This window comes from Priestia sp. YIM B13489 (assembly GCF_042787645.1).
GTDB classification, from domain to species: Bacteria; Bacillota; Bacilli; order Bacillales; family Bacillaceae_H; genus Priestia; species Priestia megaterium.
In genome coordinates this window covers 394027-414182 of record NZ_JBHZOQ010000053.1, presented here as the reverse complement: position 1 = coordinate 414182, position 20156 = coordinate 394027, and the positions used below count along the sequence as shown (strand labels likewise).

Here is a 20156-nt window from a genome sequence, read left to right as displayed (position 1 = left end):
TTAAGATGGTTTTTATGAAGAAATTCTGTGTCTATTTTTGTGATTTCAGCAGAAGTAGATATGAACCGCACTATAAAAAATAGAAAGGCAGAGGAACATGAATCATAAAGAAAGTGAAAACAATACTGAGTTAAATCAAAGTCATTTGTTAAAGGAGCCTCAACGTATAGAATTATCTAAGTATCAAATTTTAAAAGCACTGATACCTGTTATTATACTTGGGATTGTCGTTTTAGTTGCCGTATTACAAAATGATGGTCTTCTTAATTGGATTTAGGCATGCAATAAAAAGAAACTGCATATAGTGTAATTCAAATCGCTTGTACACAGTAGAGGGAAAGAGGGAGATACATGCCAAGAGTAACCGTTTTAGGATACGGAAGTTTTGAAGTGGCAAAAGGAAAAAAGCTTGTCTTGGCACTCGAAGACAACGGTATAAATATTCTTCATCGATGCGGCGGGAAAGCTAAATGCACGACTTGCAGGGTAGAAGTGCTTGAAGGTGAATATTGTGATTTAACACACGCAGAGAAAAATGCATACTCAGAAAGTTCAATTGAAGATCACTTGCGCTTATCATGTCAAATTCGTGTAAATGAAGATATCACCGTTCGGCCCATATTAACGGTAGAGAACTCAGGACGAGAAGCAGGACCTCGACCCGCAGAGTAGTCCTGGAATCGCAAAAAGCAGCGTGTGGAATGTTCAGCATGCTGCTTTTTTCATTTTTATTAAAAAATAACAAGAACAGCTGCGGGGAGAAAAAGCTGTTCTTGTTAAAGTAAAGTACCTACGGAATGATTCCTTTAAATTTTAGCATTCTGTAAGGGAAATAGTAAATCACTCAAAAGAGTGATTATGAAGGCTTTTTTCGAACCGTTATTTGTAAATAGGTTTAATTGGATGCTTCAATCACATCTCCATTTTTGTAAATATGATACCACCCTACGGTACCTGATCCGCCTTGATCCATCCAGTCTTTGTTTTTTGCTACGAATCTGTAGTAAGTTTTATCGTTGTTATCTTTCCGTAAGCGGTCGTCTGTACTGAAGACAATGTTGTCACCGAGTTCTTTTTTACCGAATGTAATAGCTGTGCTGACAGGAAATTGCTTTCTTTCTACCTTGTTCTCATCTAAAGCTGCCCATGTTAAGGGGCCAACAATACCATCTGGAGACAAGCTGTGATCGGTTTGAAATTCTTTTACTGCATTTTGTGTTTGCGTACCGAAAATTCCATCAACTGATGTGTTATACTTCACATCTTTTAAGCTTTGCTGTAAGTCCTTTACGTAGCTAGAGTGAGAACCTTTACGAAGCGTAGGCCTTGTTTCTGCTTTAGTTTCAATTTTTTGTGAGTAGGTATCTTTAGCAGCTGCTTCAGTAGTTGGAGTGCTGAATGCTACGCATGTTGTTACAAGGGTGAGAGTAGAAAGCATGACAAGTGTTTTTTTCGTTAACATGAAATAACCTCCTTGTTTTTAGCAACTATTTGTCGCTTTTCATGAGTTTTATAACTAATCAGTAGCTATAAAGTCAATTTATTATAGCGCAGACAGTTTTCTATTTGTTTTTATATTCCTATGATTATATAAGATAGTCATAAAAAACTAGTGAAGTAGATAAATCGTTCTATGTTTTCACTATAATTTCACTTTTCTCTGATACAGTACGGAATGAAAAATAGCAGGTGGAGTGTCTTGCATGATCATAGTGTGTTTTGCTGTATAGCACCCATAATAAATAAACGAATGAAGAGACTGCAAAGTGTCTTAGATCTCTTTGCAGTCTCTTCATGTTCAAGAGCTCTGCGTTCAAATAATAACTAGAAAGGAATTATGTGATGTCACCTCTGTATTCCCAGCATATAAGGAATCTTTTTTCGAAGCAAAAGTTTAATAAATTATCGCGTAAACAAATCTTTCTCTATATACTAGGAATTTGCTGTTTGTGTATAGCGCTAATAGTAACAAACCACAATTATTCGCTTTATAAAAAACCGATAGCGGAGGTAGTGAAGACGAATGTTGTAGAACAAAATAAATCTACTGATTTAAATCACAACAAAGATACCGTATATTCTCAAAAAATTGTTGCTAAAATCATGAACGGAAAATACAAAGGGAAGCTTATTCATTTAGAGAATACGTACTCATACTCAGGTGCTTATGATCAAAAGTACACTGTCGGAACAGATCTTTTTGTCTCCTTAGAAAAGAATTCACAGCATGCTTTAAGTGGCACGATTGAAGGAGTGAAGCGGGACACGCAGGTTACCGCTGTCGCGGGTTTATTTATATTAATTTTGCTGGCGATTGGAAAAAAACAAGGTTTTTATTCAATCATTAGCTTATTTATTAATATTGTACTTTTAATCGGGGCTCTCAATGTATATTTAGCACTAGGGAATGTGAGCTTGCTAGCTGTATGTATTGTTGCGGTCGTTCTTTTTACAGTTATTTCTTTATTATTAGTAAGCGGTAATCAAGAAAAAACGCATGTAGCAATTATTTCAACTTTAATAGGTACGTTTGTTTCTCTATTAATTGCGTACATCGTCATGCAGCTAACAGATTCGAACGGTCTTCATTATGAAGGAATGGAGTTTGTGACGATTCCTCCTCAAAAAATATTTATGAGTGAGGTACTAATAGGATCATTAGGAGCTGTGATGGATGTAGCTATTACCATTACTTCTTCTGTTTATGAACTATATGAAAAGAATAAAGAGATAGCGCACAAAGACTTACTGAAATCGGGCAAGGAAATTGGCGGAGACATTATGGGAGCCATGACGAATATTTTATTTTTTTCATATATAAGTGGAACAATTCCAATGGTCCTTCTTTATTTAAAAAACGGTTCTCCTTTAGGATACACGTTTTCAATGAATTTCTCGTTAGAGTTAATCCGTGCTCTTACTGGCAGCATTGGCATTGTGCTAACGATTCCAATTACACTCTATCTTTCGATTCTTTTTATTTTTAGGAAGGGGAACAGAAAGTGAACGTTTTACTGTTGCTTGCTCTTATTTTATTTATTTTGATGAGTATGGTGGGCGGAAAAAAAGGAATTAGATCTTTCCTTGCTTTGTTCTTGAATTTTGGCGTTATTTTTCTAACCATTCTCTTTATGCTGTCTATAAAAAATACGATTATTGTTACGTTGATCGCTTGTACAATCATTAGCTGTATTAATTTATTTTATATTAATAAATTCAATCATAAAACGCTTGCTGCGTTTGTTTCAACGATTATTACCTTAGCCGTTTTAGTACTCTTTATTTTTATCATTGAACATCATGCCATGATTCAAGGGTTTGGAGAAGAACAAGAAGAAGAAATTAACGCTTTTTCACTTTACGTTGGAATTGACTTTGCTAAAATAGCCATTTGTACAATTATTATGGGAGCCATAGGAGCGATCATTGATATTTCGCTATCTATTTCATCTTCTATGAATGAATTATTTGTTCATGACCCGTCCGTAACTAAAAAAAATCTCTTCAATTCAGGACTGAAAATTGGAAGAGATATTTTAGGCACTACAACCAATACACTGTATTTTGCATTTGTAGGGGGATATTTGACTTTAATTATATGGTTTAAGAGATTGTCGTATTCGTTTGGAGATATTATCAATTCAAAAACCTTTTGTGCAGAAGTCATTTCTATCTTAAGCGGAGGCATTGGTGTAGCCATTATTATTCCAATTACTTCGTGGATTAGTGCCTCTATTTTTTTACAAAAAAGAGAAAAAGCGAACCATATGTACAAATAAAAAAAGAAAAAATTTAAGAAAATGCCCATCCAACTGGTAGTCAGTAATATTTGGATGGGCATTCACATTATTGGTGGAATGTTGAAAAGAAACTTAATGTAGGCTGGAAGTTATAGTTGAACGAAGGATTATTCTCTATTTTTCTTACTGATAGATAATACGAAAAGGCCAGGAAGCAGAATTTACAGGAGAAGCAGCTTTTACAAGGACGGTCTCACCGTTTGCTGGAAGCAGATTTTTAAACACATAAATTCTACGCTCACCTCTTGGAGATCCAGGTCCTCTGGAGGTTTTTTGGTGTATAATATTTCGTTCATTTTTTGGATCGAGTACCCAATGTGCGTACCAAATCTGCCGTAAAAATTGTCTATTTGTACTTTGCGAACGTTCATCAAATATACAGTGATTCACTTGGCCTGTCCAATATAGATATCGCCCATTTCCTATATGCCATTCATCTCCTATCCGATATCTGATTCCTACACATTCACCAGGATAGATAATATCAGGGATATTATAATGATTCTCTCTTTGACAGCTAGGGTCACTATATTGTGTATAAGGCGTAACTTCTACTTTTTCTAACTGATTTTTTCTAAAATACAAATACTGCTGCGTGACTTGGCCTGTCGTTCGGTTTACGGCTCGGTGGCTAAGAAGAATACCATTATAAGTCTGTAACTTTGTGTTATCGATGCTTCTTGTAACCGTTAAGGTACCAGCATTTGAGCTTATGACGCCGCCTACTAATCTTCCATTATGAACACAGTACCCGTTTCTGCAAGAGGCACCGGCATTAGCTCGATATAGAACTCCTACGCATGTCCCACTATTAATTAAAGTCAATTATATTCACCTCGCATTCCAACTTGTTTTATAGAAACAGCTTTCGAAAGTGCTCTTCGGTTGAAACTCTTTCTATAGATCATCCGGGCCGTATCGATAGGAAGGCTGTGTTTGAATAAAGTAGCCATTTCGTACTTGAGCCACCCAGTTTTGAAATATTTCTCTCCATTCAACACGGTTAAAAAACTCATCAAGCGGTTTTGTAGAATCTCATTCAATAATAAAGAAAGGAACTACTGATGGATTCCAAACGCCTATACTATTGACACCTGATTCTTTGATAAGAAGTAAAGGCAGGCCTCGTTGGTAACCCATGCTTGGCTCTATTTGTAAAAACGGAGCACCTTCCCATGATGGTGGCGGAGGTGTACCGCTGGGAATATTCGTCATGGTATAATTGGCAAAGACTTGCTGCATATTCACCGCGATCAACTCATAGCTAGAGAGTATCATTCGGCGAACGCTTGTTATTGTTTTATTAGGATATTGCTCTGTATCAGGCAGTGTACGAGGGAAAAGAAGAGCACGTTCAATTTCATCAATTAAACGATTAAGAAATCTTGTTTGAGTAGTATTAAGCATAGAAGGGTGGCTGAGGAATACAGGGATTTTAAAAGCTCTGTCGGCTGTATTTTTCAAAGGAATTTTAGGGGAAGCAGAGGGCGATACTTTATTGTCTCTAAGAGAGTAAGGCTTGTCTACATAATATTTACCATCTTGAGGGTTATAATAGGAATAATGTTTTTTTATCATAATCATCTTTTCTTATTTTTCTCTATATTTTATGCGGATCGACAAAATAAGTATGTATGTTTGTCCAAGGACATTAGGAGCATTTTTACGAGAAAATATACCTATAGTATTATGTGCTAGATTTTGTTTAGATTAGTAGGGGAAAAATAACTTCTTTAAATCCTTAGACAACTACTAAATCACTTTTAGTTTACTAAAAAATTGTAAAGCATTTAGAAATCAATTATAGTAATGAGCATTAATACATAAGCACATTATTATCTATCAACTGAAAGGGAGTAGGAGGTATTCATTAATGAGCACAAAATCTATAGATAGTATTGAAAAAGCAGCCCAAATCTTAAAATTATTGGGAGATAAAACAAGGCTTTCGATGGTTAAATTAATAGAGAACAATGAATGCTGTGTTTGTGAGTTCGTAGATATCTATCAAGCTAGCCAACCTTCAATTAGTCAGCATTTACGAAAATTAAGAGATGCTGAACTTGTGAAGGAAAGAAGAAAAGGGCAATGGGTTTTTTATTCTCTTAATAAAGAAAGCCAGTACTATGAGTTTGTTCTGGGCATACTTGAATCTGTACCAAGTCAGGACGAACGTTTAAAAGAGCTGGAAAAACAAGGACTGCGTATTAGTTGTTGTGAATAATTGGAGGTTTAAAAAGTGGCATCAGTTGTACTAGCATCATTGATTTTTTTAGTAACATTAATTTTTGTCATTTGGCAGCCGAAAAATTTATCAATCGGCTGGTCGGCTTGCGGGGGAGCTATGATTGCTTTACTGGCAGGCGTTGTTGATTTTCAAGACGTTCTTGAGGTAACCAGCATTGTGTGGAATGCGACTCTTACGTTTATTGCTATTATTATTATTTCTTTAATTTTAGATGAAATTGGTTTCTTTGAATGGGCAGCGCTTCATATGGCTAGAGCTGCAGGAGGGAACGGCGTGCGTATGTTTGTGTACGTGTCTCTTCTTGGAGCCGTTGTAGCAGCGCTATTTGCTAATGACGGAGCAGCGTTGATTTTAACACCCATTGTACTAGCCATGGTTCGGGCATTAAAGTTCGACGATAAAATGGTTTTTCCGTTTATTATCGCAAGTGGATTTATTGCAGATACAACGTCGCTGCCCCTTGTTGTTAGTAACTTAGTAAATATCGTATCAGCCGACTTCTTCGGTATTAGCTTTTCTGAATTTGCATCACGCATGATTGTTCCAGATTTGGTTTCTCTGTTTGCAAGTATTATGGTCTTATATCTGTATTTCCGCAAAAGAATTCCTAAGAAATACAATGTAGCAGATTTACAGAAGCCAGTGGATGCCATCAAAGATGAAAAGATGTTTCGGTTATCTGGAATTGTCTTAGTTTTGTTAGTGCTAGGCTATTTAATTGGAGAATTCTTTAGCGTCCCTGTTTCGATTATTGCAGGTATTATTGCTATTCTGTTTTTGATGATGGCTAAAAAAAGCCGAGCGGTTCATACAAAAAAAGTGTTACGGGGAGCTCCATGGGCGATTGTCTTTTTCTCTATCGGCATGTATGTTGTTGTATACGGCTTGCGTAATGCTGGTTTAACAGAAATTCTGGCTGACGTGATCCAAGCAACGGCTAGTCATGGACTGTTTGCAGCAACAATTGGCATGGGATTCACTGCGGCTATTCTTTCATCGATTATGAACAATATGCCAACCGTTATGATTGATGCACTAGCAATCGATGCAACACACGCGGCTGGAACAATCAAGGAAGCGTTGATTTATGCAAACGTTATTGGATCGGATTTAGGTCCGAAAATTACCCCGATTGGTTCTTTAGCGACGCTTTTATGGCTTCATGTTCTTTCAACAAAAGGCGTGAAAATTTCATGGGGAACGTATCTTAAAACGGGTATTATCTTAACGATTCCGACATTGTTTATTACGCTTGTTGGTTTGTATGTTTGGTTATTGATTATTTCATAACACGTCCAGATTTGTTTTAGTCGATATGATAATGGCTGTTGCCAGAAAAATTCAGATATGTATCAAAGCTGTAGAAAATGATCTACAGCTTTTTTATTGAAAAGCTATAACGGACAGCGACGCGTTTTTAAAATGAGATAGGTATCTCTCATCTAAACTACTTTTCTCCTCATTCATACTCCAACAGCTCTTTCTATGATAAAATAATAAAACTGACTAAGTTTCACATGGAAATTTGAAATGTAAGGTGATTAGATACATGAAGTTAATTATTGCAGAAAAGCCGGATCAAGGATCGACTCTAGCTTCACAGTTTAAGCCGAAGCGTCACGACGGCTATTTAGAGATTCCACCGAATGAAGTGTTTACAGACGGAGCGTATGTGACGTGGGCAGTGGGGCATTTATGTCAGCTTGTAAGTCCGGAAGATTATAAGCCGGAGTGGAAAAAGTGGTCAATTGACACGCTGCCGATGATTCCAGACCGCTTTCAATATGAAGTGACGCGCTCAAAAGCTAAGCAGTTTCAAGTGGTAAAAAAACTGCTTAAAAAGCCGACGGTCACAGAAATTATTCATGCGGGAGATGCGGGGCGTGAAGGAGAATTGATTGTTCGTAATATCATTCAGCTTTCAGGTGTGCATAAGCCGATGAAGCGATTGTGGATTTCTTCTTTAACGCCAAAGGCCATTTATGATGGGTTTCAACAGTTAAAAGACGAAAGCGATACGCGTAACCTTTATTATGAAGCATATACAAGAGCATGTGCGGATTGGGTCGTTGGGATGAATGCTTCACGGGTGTATAGCATTTTGTTAAAAAAGCATGGTATGTCAGATGTTTTTTCGGCAGGGCGCGTGCAGACGCCAACTCTTGCTTTGATCGTGAAGCGTGAAAAAGAAATTGATAACTTTAAATCAGAGCCTTTTTGGGAAGTGCTTGCTAAGTTTGATATTGAAGGAAAGAAGTATGAAGGCAAATGGCATCAAGACGGAGAATCGCGTCTTAAAGAAAAAGAAATGGCCTATAAAATTGCTCAGTTTTGCGAAGGAAAAGACGCGGAAGTTCATGAACTCGTAACGGAGCGAAAAGAGTTCCAGCCGCCTTTATTATTTAACCTATCATCACTTCAAGCAACCGCCAATAAAGCGTTTAAGTTTTCTCCTAAAAAGACGCTTGATGTGCTGCAAGGGCTGTATCAGAAAGGAATTGTTTCTTATCCAAGATCAGACTCAAACTATGTAACAGAAGGAGAAGCGGAAACGTTTCCTGAGATTTTAGAAAAACTGAGTGCTTTTTCTGAATACGAACATTTATTTCCGCTTCCTTACTCTTCAGTCCTGGGAAATAAACGCTATGTAAATGCAAAAAAAGTGAGCGATCACTATGCGATTATTCCAACGGAACAAGTGAAGGACCCCAGCAAACTGTCAGGAGACGAACAGAAAATTTACGACCTAGTCGTAAGACGTCTAATTGCGGCACACTATGAAAAAGCGATTTTCGACTATACAACGATTACGACACTCGTGGAAAAGCGAGCAGCTTTTATTTCAAAAGGAAAGCAGCAAATTCAAGAAGGCTGGCGCAAAGTAATTTTTCAAAACGAGAAAGACGACGACGTTATTCTTCCGAATGTCCAAGAAGGGGAAGAAGGAAAAGTTGTTAAAGTAGACGTAAAAGAAGGTAAAACACAGCCTCCAAAACGCTACACGGAAGGTCAGTTGATTACGCTGATGAAGACAGCGGGTAAGCATTTGGATAATGATGAGCTGGAGAAAATTTTAGCAAAGTCAGAAGGGTTAGGGACTGAAGCTACGCGTGCGGGAATCATTACAATGCTTAAAGACCGTAAATATATTGATGTGAAAAAAAACCAAGTGTTTGCGACTGATAAAGGAAAGGTATTGATTGACGCGATTGGCGATAAAATTTTAGCTTCACCAGAAATGACGGCTAAGTGGGAGCAGCGTTTAGCTGAAATTGGAGAAGGAGCAGCATCGGCCGCTGCTTTTATGGAACAAACAAAAAAGCTGTCAGCTAAAATTATCGAAGACGCTGTCGAAGCAGAAAGTAAGTGGAACTTCAGCGGATACGACACTGAATCCATTCAGCGAAAAGGAAAAGGTAAAGGTAAAAGCTTCTCTTCTAAATCGTTTGGTTCGTGTAAGCTTTGCGACGGAAAAGTAGTCGATAAAGGTTCATTTTACGGATGCTCAAACTATGCAAAAACCAAATGCACGTTTACCGTATCGAAAAAGATTTTAGGTAAAACAGTCACCCAAGCTAATTTAAAAAAACTGTTAAGTGAAGGACAGACAGATTTGATTGAAGGCTTTAAAAAAGGCGATAAAACCTTTAATGCCAAGTTAGAATGGAAAGAAAATAAAGTGCAGTTTTTGTTTGAAAAATAGAGGGATAAAGAGAGATTAGGACAAAAGCCAGTCAATCAAAAAAAGGTTCCCCACACCAAAGTTGGTTGAGGGGAATCTTTTTCATATTTGCAATCAATAGTAGACTATTATAACCAAAAGCAACATGAACTAGGCAATGATAGTGGATTAAATGAACATTACCTTTTAATTAAAACAGCGGATCAAATATTAGACATGATAACTTTAGATGGAATTGTTGTTCCATATGCGGATATTTTTGAAGGGCGAGATATTAGAATGACATTTAATTGTACATGGGATATGGAAAATGGCTTAGGCATTCGCCTATTAAATGAAAAAGTGGTGGAAGTAGGCTACCAGGATGTTGCAATTTAAATAGAACTATTTCCTAGGAGGTAATGAGGAATGGATAGTAATTTAGTTGCAAAAGAAATTCGTTCGGCTATAAAAAAAGGCGATATTGAAAAGGTAGTTGAATTAATTGGCTCCGATGCTGAACGTTTAAATATGATGACCCCTTTTGGAACGTGGCTTCATGTTGCAGTTTCTAGAGGAGAGTTAGATATTGTTAAGAAACTAATAGAACTGGGTGCAAATGTTAATGTACTTGGAGGAGTGTATGGTGGTGGAGCATTGAACGAAGCAGCTTCTGCAGGTCATATTGATATAGTTAGGTATCTATTATCTCGTGGAGCAGATATGGATGTAAGCGATCCAGAAAGAAATCCATTGTTTGGTGCAATTAGTAATAGCCATGCTACTATTGCAGAACTATTAATTGAAAGTGGTATAGATACGAATGTTACATATAGTGGTGAATCTATGAGAGAGGTAGACGCATTGACTTTTGCAAAGGAACAAGGTCAAAAAGAAATTGTTAAGTTGTTAGAAAGTCAGGGAGAGCTCTCTACGGGTGTAACTACAACAAATCATAATGATCAGGACCGTCATGTTGAGATTTTAAATCATATTACGAAACACTTCGGTCCTATTGAAAATACTATAAGTGAAACTGTTCCAGGTAGTAGAGTATCAGTCACTATTCACATAATCCCTCCCTCAATGAATAAAGATTTCGTCACGCTTGTAACTACCGGCATGAGTGATGAACCTATGGATTATTCAGATGAAGAAAGAACATTTAAGTATGCAGAGCTGTTACTAAAGTTACCTTCAAATTGGGTAGTCGAAAAAGATAATATACAAGACCAAAATCATTCTTGGCCCTTTGGATGGTTAAGGAAAGTGGCTCATATTCCACACCTTTATGATAGGTGGCTTGAGGAAGGAGTTATTCTTCCAAATGGAGAACCTCCTCAGCCATTTGCATCAAATACAAAGTTATCACGCGTAATGATCTGTCGTCCTCAAGAGTCCGGACTGGCTAACGTCCATACTAGAGATAAAGACATAAATATGTATACACTTGTTCCTATCTATGAAGAAGAAAGAAAACTTGCATTGGAAAAAGGGTATGAGTATCTGCTTGAAAGAATGAATGAGAAAGGAATCACCGATGTTTTGGATATAAATCGGATAAATGTTGGTATGCAATAAGACTTGTTAATCCGGGTAGTTTTTTACAATCACCCGTATGGAAAGAAAACAAAGTGCAGTTTTTGTTTGAAAAATAGAGGGATAAAAAGCGTTTGCTAAAGAGCAGGCGCTTTTTGCGTGCGAAGAAACAGGATTTCTCCAGCTTTTCTAGAAGTTCTTACATAGCTTATTTATGTAAAGGATGAGATTGATGAAACGAACGAGTAAAGGGATGATTCCGTTTTGGGATTATATTGGCATTGAAGAAACGCTGCTTGATAAAGGATATGCGGAGTTAAAAATCACGATTCAGCCGCAGCTTCTGCAAGGAAGAGGAACGGTTCATGGAGGCGTTATTGCTACGCTTATCGACGCGGCGGTTGGTTCAGCTGTGCGGTCTTCTCTTTCTGAAGAGGAAAGTGCCAGTACAGTTGAATTAAAAGTAAATTACACAAGGCCGGGTATAGGCGATTATTTAGTTGCTAAATCCACACTGTCTCATCGCGGCAAAACGCTTGCTGTTGGAGAAGTGAAAATTGAAGACAGCAGCGGCAAGCTTGTTGCGCTTGGCAGTGCAACATATATGATTTTTTCAGCAGAAAAAGCTTAGGATTTTAAGCTTTTTCTGCTGAATGCAGCTGCTGGCTAATGAATGAAATAATTGTTTCATAGTAAGCTTTGGGATGAGGAGCAAATTCACTTTTGTGTGCTGTACGGTGAATGGGCTCTTTTTTATTTGTTATCCCTTCAATGATCAGTTCTGTTTGATTTCCAAGCCACAGTTCGCAAAAGTGAGAAAACGGCGCTTTTACAAGCCCTGATACTTCTTCTTGCTGCAACGTAAAAGCAGTGAGCGGATGAGAGCTGTAATATAAAAATATGTGTGCGAATTCTTTGTCAATATAGTGCGGCTGAGATACTTCATATTTAAATACATCTAAAGGAAGCAATTCATCAAATGAAATGTTGACGCCGAGCTCTTCGTGAATTTCTCTTACACCGTCCACAGCGGTTTCTGTATGAAGCAAATGTCCGGCAGCTGTAATATCGAGCGCACCCGGATAATCTTGTTTTTGTTCGCTGCGAATTTGAAAATAAATATAGTCTATATCATTTTCACGGCTGACAAACCAGCAGTGAAACGCTTCGTGCCAATAGCCTTTTTCGTGCACTTCTTTGCGAGACGCTGTTCCTATGCGCTCCTGTTGATCGTTAAATACCATTAACATTTCATCGTTCATGATAAGTTCCCCATTTCTTTCCGACTTCTTTCTACTCTAACCCGTCGTGAAGTTGATGTAAATAATGGAAGGTGAAAAAACGTGTTCATACATAAAAATAAGTACAAGATAAAGGATACATCAATTTTAGTAAAGAAGGTGCATGCGTTGAATCATTGGATGGAAGTAGTACTTCGTTCAGTGCTGATTTTACTTGGCTTGTTTTTTATTACAAAGCTGTTGGGGAAAAAACAGTTATCCAAACTTTCTTTTTTTGAATATATCGTTGGCATTACAATTGGAGATATTGCAGGAACAATTTCAATGGATGTAGATTTACAGGCAAGTCACGGGGGAGTCGCGATTTTAGTGTGGGCATCCTTTCTTATTTTTGTATCAAACGTATCGTTAAAAAGTATAAGCTTTCGAAAAGCGGTGGAAGGGACGACAACGATCCTCATTAAAGAAGGAAAAATTCTTGAGGGAAATGTAAAAAAAGAAAAATATACAGTAGATGAGCTCATGGAGCAGCTTCGGAAAAAAGACATCTTTTACGTGGAAGACGTAGCTTTTGCTATGCTCGAAACCAACGGGGAATTAAGCGTGCTGTTAAAAAAAGAAAAGCAAAACGTTACGAGAGAAGATTTATTAATAAAAGGAGAGGCGACACGATTACCTCAAACGATTATCATGGACGGAAATATAATGAAAGAAGCGGTTCATGAGCTAGGATATAGCGTAGCGTGGGTTAAAGAACAGCTCAAAAAGAAAGATGCTGCAGTCGATAAGGTATTTTTAGGCCAAGCAGACTCAGCAGGTCATCTGTATCTTGATTATTATGAAGACTAAGGCTGAGAGAAAAGTATTTTAGCCCAAGTGAAAAACGAACCATTAATCAACATGTCTGATTAGTGGTTCGTTTTTTTGTGATTGTGAACATAGTATTATCTGTTTCGTTCCTTCTAGCAGTTGATTGGAGGGCAAGCCGAAGACTCCTGCAGAAAGCGAAGCCTTGCACGGAAATCAACTGCGGTGTAATAAGCAGTCCAGCTCATGTATCTCATTGATTTGTCTTTAGGTTGGATTCATTTAGTTATGTCTCAACCTCAGCGAGGATCTACTTCTTGCCCAGATTTTATGTCGATTACTTTAAGGTTATTTTGAGGTGCTTTAATATCTTTACTTGCCGGCGCTGCTTTTTTATTTTCCACCCAGTCTACTAACAAATCAAAAGATTGATGGGCATATGGAAGCAGAGGCTGAAGCTCTTGATTTGGATCCGTTTGTTTATTCCATACTAAGCTGTCAACGTGATTTCCGTTTTTAACGGTATAAAGACGATGAAGGTTTGCCTTGCCAGCTTTTTTAACGAGTTTTTCATAGCCTTCCGCGTGAATAGACGGGAAGATAAGTGAGTCGAGAGAGCCGGCCATACTGATAAGAGGTACATCGATATCACCCGTATTTTCTACTTTTGCTACATTTTCTTTTACGCTTTTTGGACGGGTTTGATAGCGATAATTTTCAAAGATATAATCCCATGAGCGATCACGTAGACCTGCTGAAGTAAAGTTTAAATAGTTGTGCCAGTTTGTTCTTCCTGGAGCAGTTGGATCAAAGTGATCACGGTAAATGTTTAATGTGACCGCCCAGTACACTTGATCATGATAATTCCACAATTTTTCTGATCCTTTCGGAAGACCTGCTTTGTACATTTGTTTCATGGCTTTTTTCTGTTCTTTTCCCGTTCCGTACAGCGCTTCTTCTGCGTTGTTGACAACAGGTGTTAGTGAGCTAATTAAATTTGGCGCTTTTGCACTCCATAATACGCCTTCCCAATCGACGCCTCCATCAAATAAACGAGGCTCTTTTGTTTGTTTTGGATCATCGTGTTCAAGTGCGTATCTGACGACGTATCCACCGTTTGAAATGCCAATTGCATACGTTGGTACTTTATGATCGTTTCGAATCAAATCGCTTGCAGGATTTTTTCGATTGGACGGGTTGATTAGCTTGTCTGAATAATGAGTAGTCAAGTATTGCTGGGCAGCTTTTGTCAGCTGACGATAGCGCATATTCCATTCTGCTACGCTGTCGTCATCGTTAGCGAGTGCATTTTTTACTTTAGCAAAAGGATCGTTAGGATCACTTTCTCCTTGTGTTCCTTTATCGGTGGCTGCAAACGCATAGCCTTTTTTAAGAACGTAATCGCTGAATAATAAATCGGTGGACGTTTCGTTGCGCGTGGCAGGAATGCCGGCTACTACAAGTTTTCCGTTCCAGTTATCAGGAACACGGATGACGAACTGAGCGTCTTCAAAAATGCCATTTACTTGTGTTCCTTTGACCGCAGCGGGCTGATTGATTCGATACCAGCCCGATCCATCTTCAGGTTTCCCCCAGTTATAAGGAGTAAGCCCAATATTGCCATAGAGCGTAGCCTGCTGATATTGAGCGGGGTTTTTAGTGGTGAGCCAATTTCCGTTCGCTCCGTCAAAATAGGTTTCTGCTGACTGATCAGCATTTGGGATTACATCTGTGTTGGTAGAAGCTTCAGCAAGAGATCCTGAAGCTGAAAAACAAAGAGCAGCAGAAAAAGTAAGCGCTATCATTTTTCGTTTCACATTTCTTCCTCCTCATAAAAATACTCATACCTTTTAAGTAAATTCCATAAAAAAGAAAAATGTCCTGTTTTAAAATTAGTTTGGAGGAAAGTTTTTTCATTTGTTTCTAAGCTGTTTTTGTCTAACAAACAGGTAAACTGCATCCAATTCTCTAGTTTCTTTTTAGGCTGCTTATATTATAATGAAACAAGGATTAAAAAAGACAGGGTAAAACAATCGATTAAATAAGTATAAAAGAGGGCAAGGGAGTAGGTCTATGAGCAGCTTTAACAGTCAGTTTTTGTATTCCGTTACAATCATTCTATTAGGATACATACTAAAACGAACAAACCTCCTTCAGCAAAAAGACGGGGAAGCTTTAGCCAGAATTATTTTTAATATTACAATGCCTTGCTTGATTATTGTCACATTCAGCAGTATTAAAATTGATGGATCGCTTATCTTACTATTAGTTATTGGGATTGTCTATGGCTTGCTGTTAGCTGCTGTAGGGGTTTTTGTGTTTCGAAAAGATGAGCGAAAAGTGAAAGGCATGCTGACGATGATGATTCCAGGATTTAATATTGGAATGTTTGCTTATCCACTAGTAGAAGGTATCTGGGGAAAAGAAGGACTTAAATACTTTGGTATGTTTGATGTGGGAAATGCCTTTGTTATTTTTGTTTTATGCTATGTGATTGGCAGCTACTACTCTGGGGATGATATTGACATTGAATTTAAAAAGATTTTATATAAAGTATTAAAATCAATGCCGCTTCTTACCTATGTAATCATTTGTCTTCTTGCGATTATAGGCATTCATTTACCATCATACGTATTAGACGTTTCAGGCATTATCTCGAAAGCGAATATGCCGCTTTCTCTTTTGCTTTTAGGCGTATACTTAAATTTTTCATTCCAAAAAAGCTATTTGAAAAAAATTATCATGTTTTTAAGCATCCGCTACGTGATTGGACTTGGCGTAGGGATTGCGCTGTTTTTCTTACTTCCATTTGAAGATATGTTTCGTTATACAATTTTAGTTTGTTTCATTCTACCAGTAGCGGGGTCAGTTTTACCTTACGCAGTAGAATTCAAATACGATCAAAAATTTGTCGGCACCGTGTCAAATATGACGATTCTGCTGAGCTTTTTACTGCTGTGGGGAATGACAAACATTTTAATGTAAATAACTGAGGACGCTCACACTTGTGAGCGTCCTTTTTGATGAAAAAAGGATATTCCCAAATAAACAGAGGTAAGCTAGGAGAAGAGAAAATCCATCATACATACAACCTGACGGGAGGAAAAAAAGTGGAGTCCTTAACTTTTGTTTTATTTGGCGCAACGGGTGATTTAGCAAAAAGAAAAATCTTTCCTGCTCTTTATAATTTATTTACAGACAAAAAGCTCCCTGATACTATTTCTATTATTGGATCGGGGTACGAGCAGATGTCTCATGAGGATTTTAAAGAGCGCGTAAAGCAATCTATAAACGATTTTTCGAGACGGAAAATGGAAAGTAACGAAGAAGATTTTTTGTCCCTGTTTCATTATCAAGCAGTAGACGCAAGCAAAATAGAAGATTACGAACAGCTGCTGAAACTTGTGAATGAGCAAGAAACAACTTATGGAAGTAAAGGAAATCGTTTGTTTTATTTGTCCGTAGCACCCGAATACTTCGATGTAATTGCTCTGCATATAAAAAAAAGCGGCTTGGATCAAACCAGCGGCTGGAAGCGTCTTATGATTGAAAAGCCGTTTGGACATGATCTTGTTTCAGCAAGAGAGCTTAATGAAAAGCTAAGCAGTACGTTTAAAGAAGAAGAAATTTATCGAATTGATCATTATTTAGGGAAACCGATGGTGCAAAATTTAGAAGCGCTTGAATTTACGAACCCCGTGCTGCAATCGCTGTGGAATAACAAACACATTGCAAATGTCCAAATTACGGCAAGTGAAACAGTCGGTGTTGAAAATCGTGCAGGGTATTATGATCATACGGGGGCCATACGCGACATGATTCAAAATCATATGCTGCAGGTTCTCATGATGACAGCTATGCATCTTCCAAAACGAATTTGCTCAGAAAACATTTTAGAAGAAAAGCAAAAAGTAATGGAGTCACTGAGGAAAATTCAAGCGGAAGAAGTAGCTCGGGATGTTGTACGAGGGCAATACGGAAGCGGAGAAATCGATCATAAATCTGTTAGAGGATACAAAGAAGAGCCTGGCGTAGAAGCAGACTCTAAAAATGATACGTTTGTGGCAGCACGTTTATGGATCGATAATCCATTTTGGAAAGGCGTTCCTTTTTATATTCGAACGGGCAAACGAATGAAAGAAAAATCAACTCGTATCGTCGTAGAATTTAAAGATTCTTTAAAAGGTCTGTATGAAACTCCTTATGACAAAGTAGCACCAAACTTATTTATTATTGAAATTAGTCCAAGCGAAAACGTCGCTTTGCAGCTTAACAGCAAAAATCCATTAAAAAATGGTGTTATTGAGCCGGTTCGTATTACGTTTTCAAGAGAAGAAGGAAATGTACCGGAAGCATATGAACGAATTATTTACGACGCATTAATCGGGGACTCCACATTTTTTGCTCATTGGAAAGAAGTAGAGCTATCTTGGCAATGGGTGCAGCCCGTATTAGATGCATTTGAAGCTGATATGCTGCCGCTTTATGAATATCCATCCGGCTCACAAGGTCCTGAAAAAGCACAAAAATTAGTTGCACAAGAAGGCTTTAAGTGGTGGCTCGATGACGATGAACATGGGGAAGCACCTGGAGTGTTTTTGCCTATTTAAAAAAAGAGGCTAGGACAAAATTTTTTTCGTTGAAGAAAGATCCGAACGATGAATTGAGATTCTTGATGGAGGCTCTCAATTCATCGTTCGGATCTTTTTATTTATGTATCTCATTTGTTCGTCTTTGGATTGAATGAGTTTAGTTATGTCTCAATCGCTTTTGGTGTTTAATCGTTTTTGTAAATGAACAAGATCATGATGTAAATGTTTTTGCATATGTTCAACAGCTTTTAAACTGCGTTTTTTCATAAAGGTGAACACTTGCTGATGCTCATCTAAAATCTCAGCAGCGCGTCCTTTACCTTTAAAATTAAGCACCCGACAAAAATAAATCAATACATTTACGCTATCGAGCTGTTTTTTTAAATGTTTATTATGACTGTATTGAAGAATCAGCTGATGAAAATGTTCATTTAGCTCAATAAGTCGAGAATCCTCGGCTCCTTGCTTTATTTCCTCAGCGGTTCTATCTAACAGCTGCTCAATGAAAAGAAGCTCTTCATCAGAAGCGCGAGTAATACACAGCTCAATGGCTAAAGACTCTAAAGCCGTACGAATTTGATAAATTTCTTCTACGTCTTCAGGAGACAGGGAATAAACAATAAAGCCTGTTTTTTGATCTGCAACTAAAAGGCCGTCTTTTTCTAATAAACGCATTGCTTCTCTTATGGGAGAGCGGCTAACCCCAAATGCTTTAGCTAGCTGGGTTTCATTGATTCGCTGGCCCGGTTTATATTCACCGTTCACAATCATTTGCTTAATTTTTTCATAAAATTGAAGATAGTATGGTAACGGCTTATGTAAATCAAAATTGTTCATTGATATACCTCGTTTATTTATAATCATTTATTTCCTAATTATAATACGCTTGTTCATAAGAGTCATAATAATTTTGAATTTTCGAAGAAAATGAATATATTCAGAATTTTCTTGATGAAAGCGTTCTTTTTACGTATAATCAAATAGATAATATCAGTCGACGGTCGACCGATAGGTTTTTTACATAAAAGACGCAGGGGGATTTTTGATGAAAACGTTAAAAATAGCGAACATACCAGGAGATGGAGTAGGAAAAGAAGTTGTGCCGGAGGCGGTTAGGGTCCTTCATACGATTGCAGATCTTCACGGGGGATTAAAATTTGAATTTACAGAATTTTCTTGGAGCTGTGATTATTATTTGAAATACGGACAGATGATGCCGGAAGATGGGCTAAAGCAGCTTCAACACTTTGACGGAATTTTTTTAGGGGCTGTAGGAAATTTAAATCTTGTGCCAGATCACGTGTCTCTATGGGGTCTGCTCATTAAGATTCGTCGAGAATTTCAGCAGGTAATTAATATTCGTCCAGCCAAGAGGTTAAAAGGCATCGCATCTCCACTAACGAACCCAAAAGATTTTGATTTAATTGTTGTTCGTGAAAATAGTGAAGGAGAATACAGTGAAGTAGGAGGCCGGATTTATCAAGGAGAAGATCAAATTTCTATTCAAAATGCGGTTTTTTCTCGAAAAGGAACAGAACGAGCAATGCGCTACGCCTTTGAATTAGCTTCTAAAAGAAAAGCAAAAGTTACAAGCGCAACGAAGTCAAATGGAATTGTTCATTCCATGCCGTTTTGGGACGAAGTGTTTCAAGATGTTGCCAAGAGTTATTCTCATATTGAAACAGACTCACAGCACATCGATGCGCTGGCGGCTTTTTTCGTTACAAATCCAAGTCGTTTTGATGTAATTGTGGCAAGCAATTTATTTGGAGATATTTTAACAGATATCGGAGCTGCTATTATGGGAAGTATTGGCGTTGCTCCCGCTGCAAATATTAATGTGAACGGAAAATATCCTTCGATGTTTGAACCGGTACACGGGTCTGCTCCTGATATTGTCGGAAAAGGAATTGCAAACCCAATCGGACAGATTTGGACGGCTAAAATGATGTTGGATCATTTTGGTGAACAAGAATTAGGCAGTCATTTATTAGAGGTTATCGAGCAAGTGACAGAATCGGGCATCATTACACCAGATGTTGGAGGCAGCGCAACTACTAGTGAAGTAACGGATCAAATTATTTCTCATTTAAAGAAGTGAAGGTTCTAAAAGAGGCTAGGACAAAAGAATATTAGACGAAGTGAAAAACGAACCATTGATCAAAGTGTTGGATTCATGGTTTGTTTTTTTTGTGGTAAACGTAGGTTTCATGTGTGTAGGTCTTTCTAGCAGTTGGTTGGAGGGCAAGGCGAAGATTCCCGCGAAAA

The 20156-nt window shown here is 37.8% G+C and carries 19 protein-coding genes and 1 pseudogene; 14 read left to right on the top strand and 6 right to left on the bottom strand.

Translation table 11 applies throughout. The features are described from left to right. Nucleotides 1-97 precede the first annotated feature (97 nt). Together ACFX4W_RS08090 and ACFX4W_RS08085 are read left to right on the top strand one after the other, a co-directional pair. Nucleotides 98-277 carry a hypothetical protein gene (locus ACFX4W_RS08090; RefSeq protein WP_013082801.1) on the top strand — a complete coding sequence of 60 codons (180 nt, stop codon included), beginning with the start codon at nucleotides 98-100 and terminating at the stop codon, nucleotides 275-277. Nucleotides 278-351: 74 nt separating this feature from the next. Beyond that, a complete protein-coding gene (locus ACFX4W_RS08085) occupies nucleotides 352-672 on the top strand; it encodes a 2Fe-2S iron-sulfur cluster-binding protein (RefSeq protein ID WP_013082802.1) in 321 nt (106 codons plus the stop codon). A 223-nt stretch (nucleotides 673-895) separates the two neighbouring features. Here the strand turns inward: ACFX4W_RS08085 and ACFX4W_RS08080 are convergent, their stop codons facing one another. After that, nucleotides 896-1462 carry a peptidoglycan-binding domain-containing protein gene (locus tag ACFX4W_RS08080; RefSeq protein WP_043981970.1) on the bottom strand — a complete coding sequence of 189 codons (567 nt, stop codon included), beginning with the start codon at nucleotides 1460-1462 and terminating at the stop codon, nucleotides 896-898. Nucleotides 1463-2013: 551 nt separating this feature from the next. Between ACFX4W_RS08080 and ACFX4W_RS08075 the strand changes: the two genes are divergently transcribed. After that, nucleotides 2014-3006, top strand: a complete 993-nt coding sequence (locus ACFX4W_RS08075) for a YibE/F family protein (RefSeq protein WP_043981972.1) — start codon at nucleotides 2014-2016, stop codon at nucleotides 3004-3006. After that, the gene (locus ACFX4W_RS08070; RefSeq protein ID WP_043981974.1) at nucleotides 3003-3779 is read left to right on the top strand and encodes a YibE/F family protein; all 777 of its coding nucleotides are present in this window, start codon (nucleotides 3003-3005) and stop codon (nucleotides 3777-3779) included. The genes ACFX4W_RS08075 and ACFX4W_RS08070 overlap by 4 nt, the downstream gene beginning before the upstream one ends. A gap of 144 nt (nucleotides 3780-3923) precedes the next feature. On the opposite strand, the gene ACFX4W_RS08065 is transcribed toward ACFX4W_RS08070, so the two are convergent. Beyond that, nucleotides 3924-4625, bottom strand: coding sequence for a hypothetical protein (locus tag ACFX4W_RS08065; protein ID WP_043981976.1), 702 nt, complete (start codon nucleotides 4623-4625; stop codon nucleotides 3924-3926). A 210-nt stretch (nucleotides 4626-4835) separates the two neighbouring features. Further along, the gene (locus ACFX4W_RS08060) at nucleotides 4836-5378 is read right to left on the bottom strand and encodes a hypothetical protein (protein ID WP_116733233.1); all 543 of its coding nucleotides are present in this window, start codon (nucleotides 5376-5378) and stop codon (nucleotides 4836-4838) included. A 295-nt stretch (nucleotides 5379-5673) separates the two neighbouring features. Between ACFX4W_RS08060 and ACFX4W_RS08055 the strand changes: the two genes are divergently transcribed. The 6 genes and pseudogenes from ACFX4W_RS08055 (at nucleotide 5674) to ACFX4W_RS08030 (ending at nucleotide 11879) form a co-directional block, all read left to right on the top strand. Further along, entirely contained in the window at nucleotides 5674-6024 is a 351-nt protein-coding gene (locus ACFX4W_RS08055; protein ID WP_013056623.1) for an ArsR/SmtB family transcription factor, read from the top strand. Between the two features lie 15 nt (nucleotides 6025-6039). Continuing rightward, nucleotides 6040-7338, top strand: coding sequence for an arsenical efflux pump membrane protein ArsB (locus ACFX4W_RS08050; protein WP_043981978.1), 1299 nt, complete (start codon nucleotides 6040-6042; stop codon nucleotides 7336-7338). Between the two features lie 259 nt (nucleotides 7339-7597). After that, nucleotides 7598-9751, top strand: coding sequence for a DNA topoisomerase III (locus ACFX4W_RS08045; RefSeq protein WP_043981980.1), 2154 nt, complete (start codon nucleotides 7598-7600; stop codon nucleotides 9749-9751). A gap of 81 nt (nucleotides 9752-9832) precedes the next feature. Next, nucleotides 9833-10108 (top strand): annotated as a pseudogene (locus ACFX4W_RS08040) (DUF6985 domain-containing protein); the annotation flags it as partial. 30 nt (nucleotides 10109-10138) lie between these two features. After that, on the top strand, nucleotides 10139-11290 hold the full coding sequence (locus tag ACFX4W_RS08035) for a suppressor of fused domain protein (RefSeq protein WP_377559335.1): 1152 nt from the start codon (nucleotides 10139-10141) through the stop codon (nucleotides 11288-11290). Between the two features lie 190 nt (nucleotides 11291-11480). After that, nucleotides 11481-11879 (top strand): PaaI family thioesterase, encoded by a 399-nt coding sequence (locus tag ACFX4W_RS08030; protein WP_272801475.1) that lies wholly within the window; start codon nucleotides 11481-11483, stop codon nucleotides 11877-11879. Between the two features lie 4 nt (nucleotides 11880-11883). Here the strand turns inward: ACFX4W_RS08030 and ACFX4W_RS08025 are convergent, their stop codons facing one another. Beyond that, nucleotides 11884-12513, bottom strand: coding sequence for an NUDIX hydrolase (locus tag ACFX4W_RS08025; protein ID WP_043981984.1), 630 nt, complete (start codon nucleotides 12511-12513; stop codon nucleotides 11884-11886). Nucleotides 12514-12591: 78 nt separating this feature from the next. On the opposite strand from ACFX4W_RS08025, the gene ACFX4W_RS08020 reads away from it, so the two are divergent. Then, on the top strand, nucleotides 12592-13338 hold the full coding sequence (locus ACFX4W_RS08020; protein WP_280559495.1) for a DUF421 domain-containing protein: 747 nt from the start codon (nucleotides 12592-12594) through the stop codon (nucleotides 13336-13338). A gap of 257 nt (nucleotides 13339-13595) precedes the next feature. On the opposite strand, the gene ACFX4W_RS08015 is transcribed toward ACFX4W_RS08020, so the two are convergent. Then, nucleotides 13596-15113 carry an alpha/beta hydrolase gene (locus ACFX4W_RS08015; protein WP_162214083.1) on the bottom strand — a complete coding sequence of 506 codons (1518 nt, stop codon included), beginning with the start codon at nucleotides 15111-15113 and terminating at the stop codon, nucleotides 13596-13598. A gap of 256 nt (nucleotides 15114-15369) precedes the next feature. On the opposite strand from ACFX4W_RS08015, the gene ACFX4W_RS08010 reads away from it, so the two are divergent. Together ACFX4W_RS08010 and zwf are read left to right on the top strand one after the other, a co-directional pair. After that, complete coding sequence (locus ACFX4W_RS08010) at nucleotides 15370-16281, top strand: AEC family transporter (RefSeq protein ID WP_043981988.1); 912 nt, start codon at nucleotides 15370-15372, stop codon at nucleotides 16279-16281. Between the two features lie 125 nt (nucleotides 16282-16406). Next, nucleotides 16407-17906: a glucose-6-phosphate dehydrogenase gene (gene zwf / locus ACFX4W_RS08005; RefSeq protein WP_162214084.1), complete on the top strand. Its 1500-nt coding sequence runs from the start codon at nucleotides 16407-16409 to the stop codon at nucleotides 17904-17906. Nucleotides 17907-18056: 150 nt separating this feature from the next. Here zwf and ACFX4W_RS08000 read toward each other — a convergent pair whose 3' ends face one another. After that, nucleotides 18057-18725, bottom strand: a complete 669-nt coding sequence (locus ACFX4W_RS08000) for a GntR family transcriptional regulator (RefSeq protein ID WP_043981990.1) — start codon at nucleotides 18723-18725, stop codon at nucleotides 18057-18059. Nucleotides 18726-18933: 208 nt separating this feature from the next. Between ACFX4W_RS08000 and ACFX4W_RS07995 the strand changes: the two genes are divergently transcribed. Further along, the gene (locus ACFX4W_RS07995) at nucleotides 18934-19989 is read left to right on the top strand and encodes a tartrate dehydrogenase (RefSeq protein ID WP_280559497.1); all 1056 of its coding nucleotides are present in this window, start codon (nucleotides 18934-18936) and stop codon (nucleotides 19987-19989) included. The last annotated feature ends 167 nt before the right edge of the window (nucleotides 19990-20156 follow it).

What these genes read in the sequence shown, in the direction of transcription:
- ACFX4W_RS08060 (WP_116733233.1), bottom strand. Translation starts at nt 5,378, where the DNA reads ATGATAAAAAAACATTATTCCTATTATAACCCTCAAGATGGTAAATAT.
- ACFX4W_RS08055 (WP_013056623.1), top strand. Translation starts at nt 5,674, where the DNA reads ATGAGCACAAAATCTATAGATAGTATTGAAAAAGCAGCCCAAATCTTA.
- ACFX4W_RS08030 (WP_272801475.1), top strand. Translation starts at nt 11,481, where the DNA reads ATGAAACGAACGAGTAAAGGGATGATTCCGTTTTGGGATTATATTGGC.
- ACFX4W_RS08080 (WP_043981970.1), bottom strand. Translation starts at nt 1,462, where the DNA reads ATGTTAACGAAAAAAACACTTGTCATGCTTTCTACTCTCACCCTTGTA.
- ACFX4W_RS08090 (WP_013082801.1), top strand. Translation starts at nt 98, where the DNA reads ATGAATCATAAAGAAAGTGAAAACAATACTGAGTTAAATCAAAGTCAT.
- ACFX4W_RS08010 (WP_043981988.1), top strand. Translation starts at nt 15,370, where the DNA reads ATGAGCAGCTTTAACAGTCAGTTTTTGTATTCCGTTACAATCATTCTA.
- ACFX4W_RS07995 (WP_280559497.1), top strand. Translation starts at nt 18,934, where the DNA reads ATGAAAACGTTAAAAATAGCGAACATACCAGGAGATGGAGTAGGAAAA.
- ACFX4W_RS08085 (WP_013082802.1), top strand. Translation starts at nt 352, where the DNA reads ATGCCAAGAGTAACCGTTTTAGGATACGGAAGTTTTGAAGTGGCAAAA.
- ACFX4W_RS08000 (WP_043981990.1), bottom strand. Translation starts at nt 18,725, where the DNA reads ATGAACAATTTTGATTTACATAAGCCGTTACCATACTATCTTCAATTT.
- ACFX4W_RS08035 (WP_377559335.1), top strand. Translation starts at nt 10,139, where the DNA reads ATGGATAGTAATTTAGTTGCAAAAGAAATTCGTTCGGCTATAAAAAAA.
- ACFX4W_RS08045 (WP_043981980.1), top strand. Translation starts at nt 7,598, where the DNA reads ATGAAGTTAATTATTGCAGAAAAGCCGGATCAAGGATCGACTCTAGCT.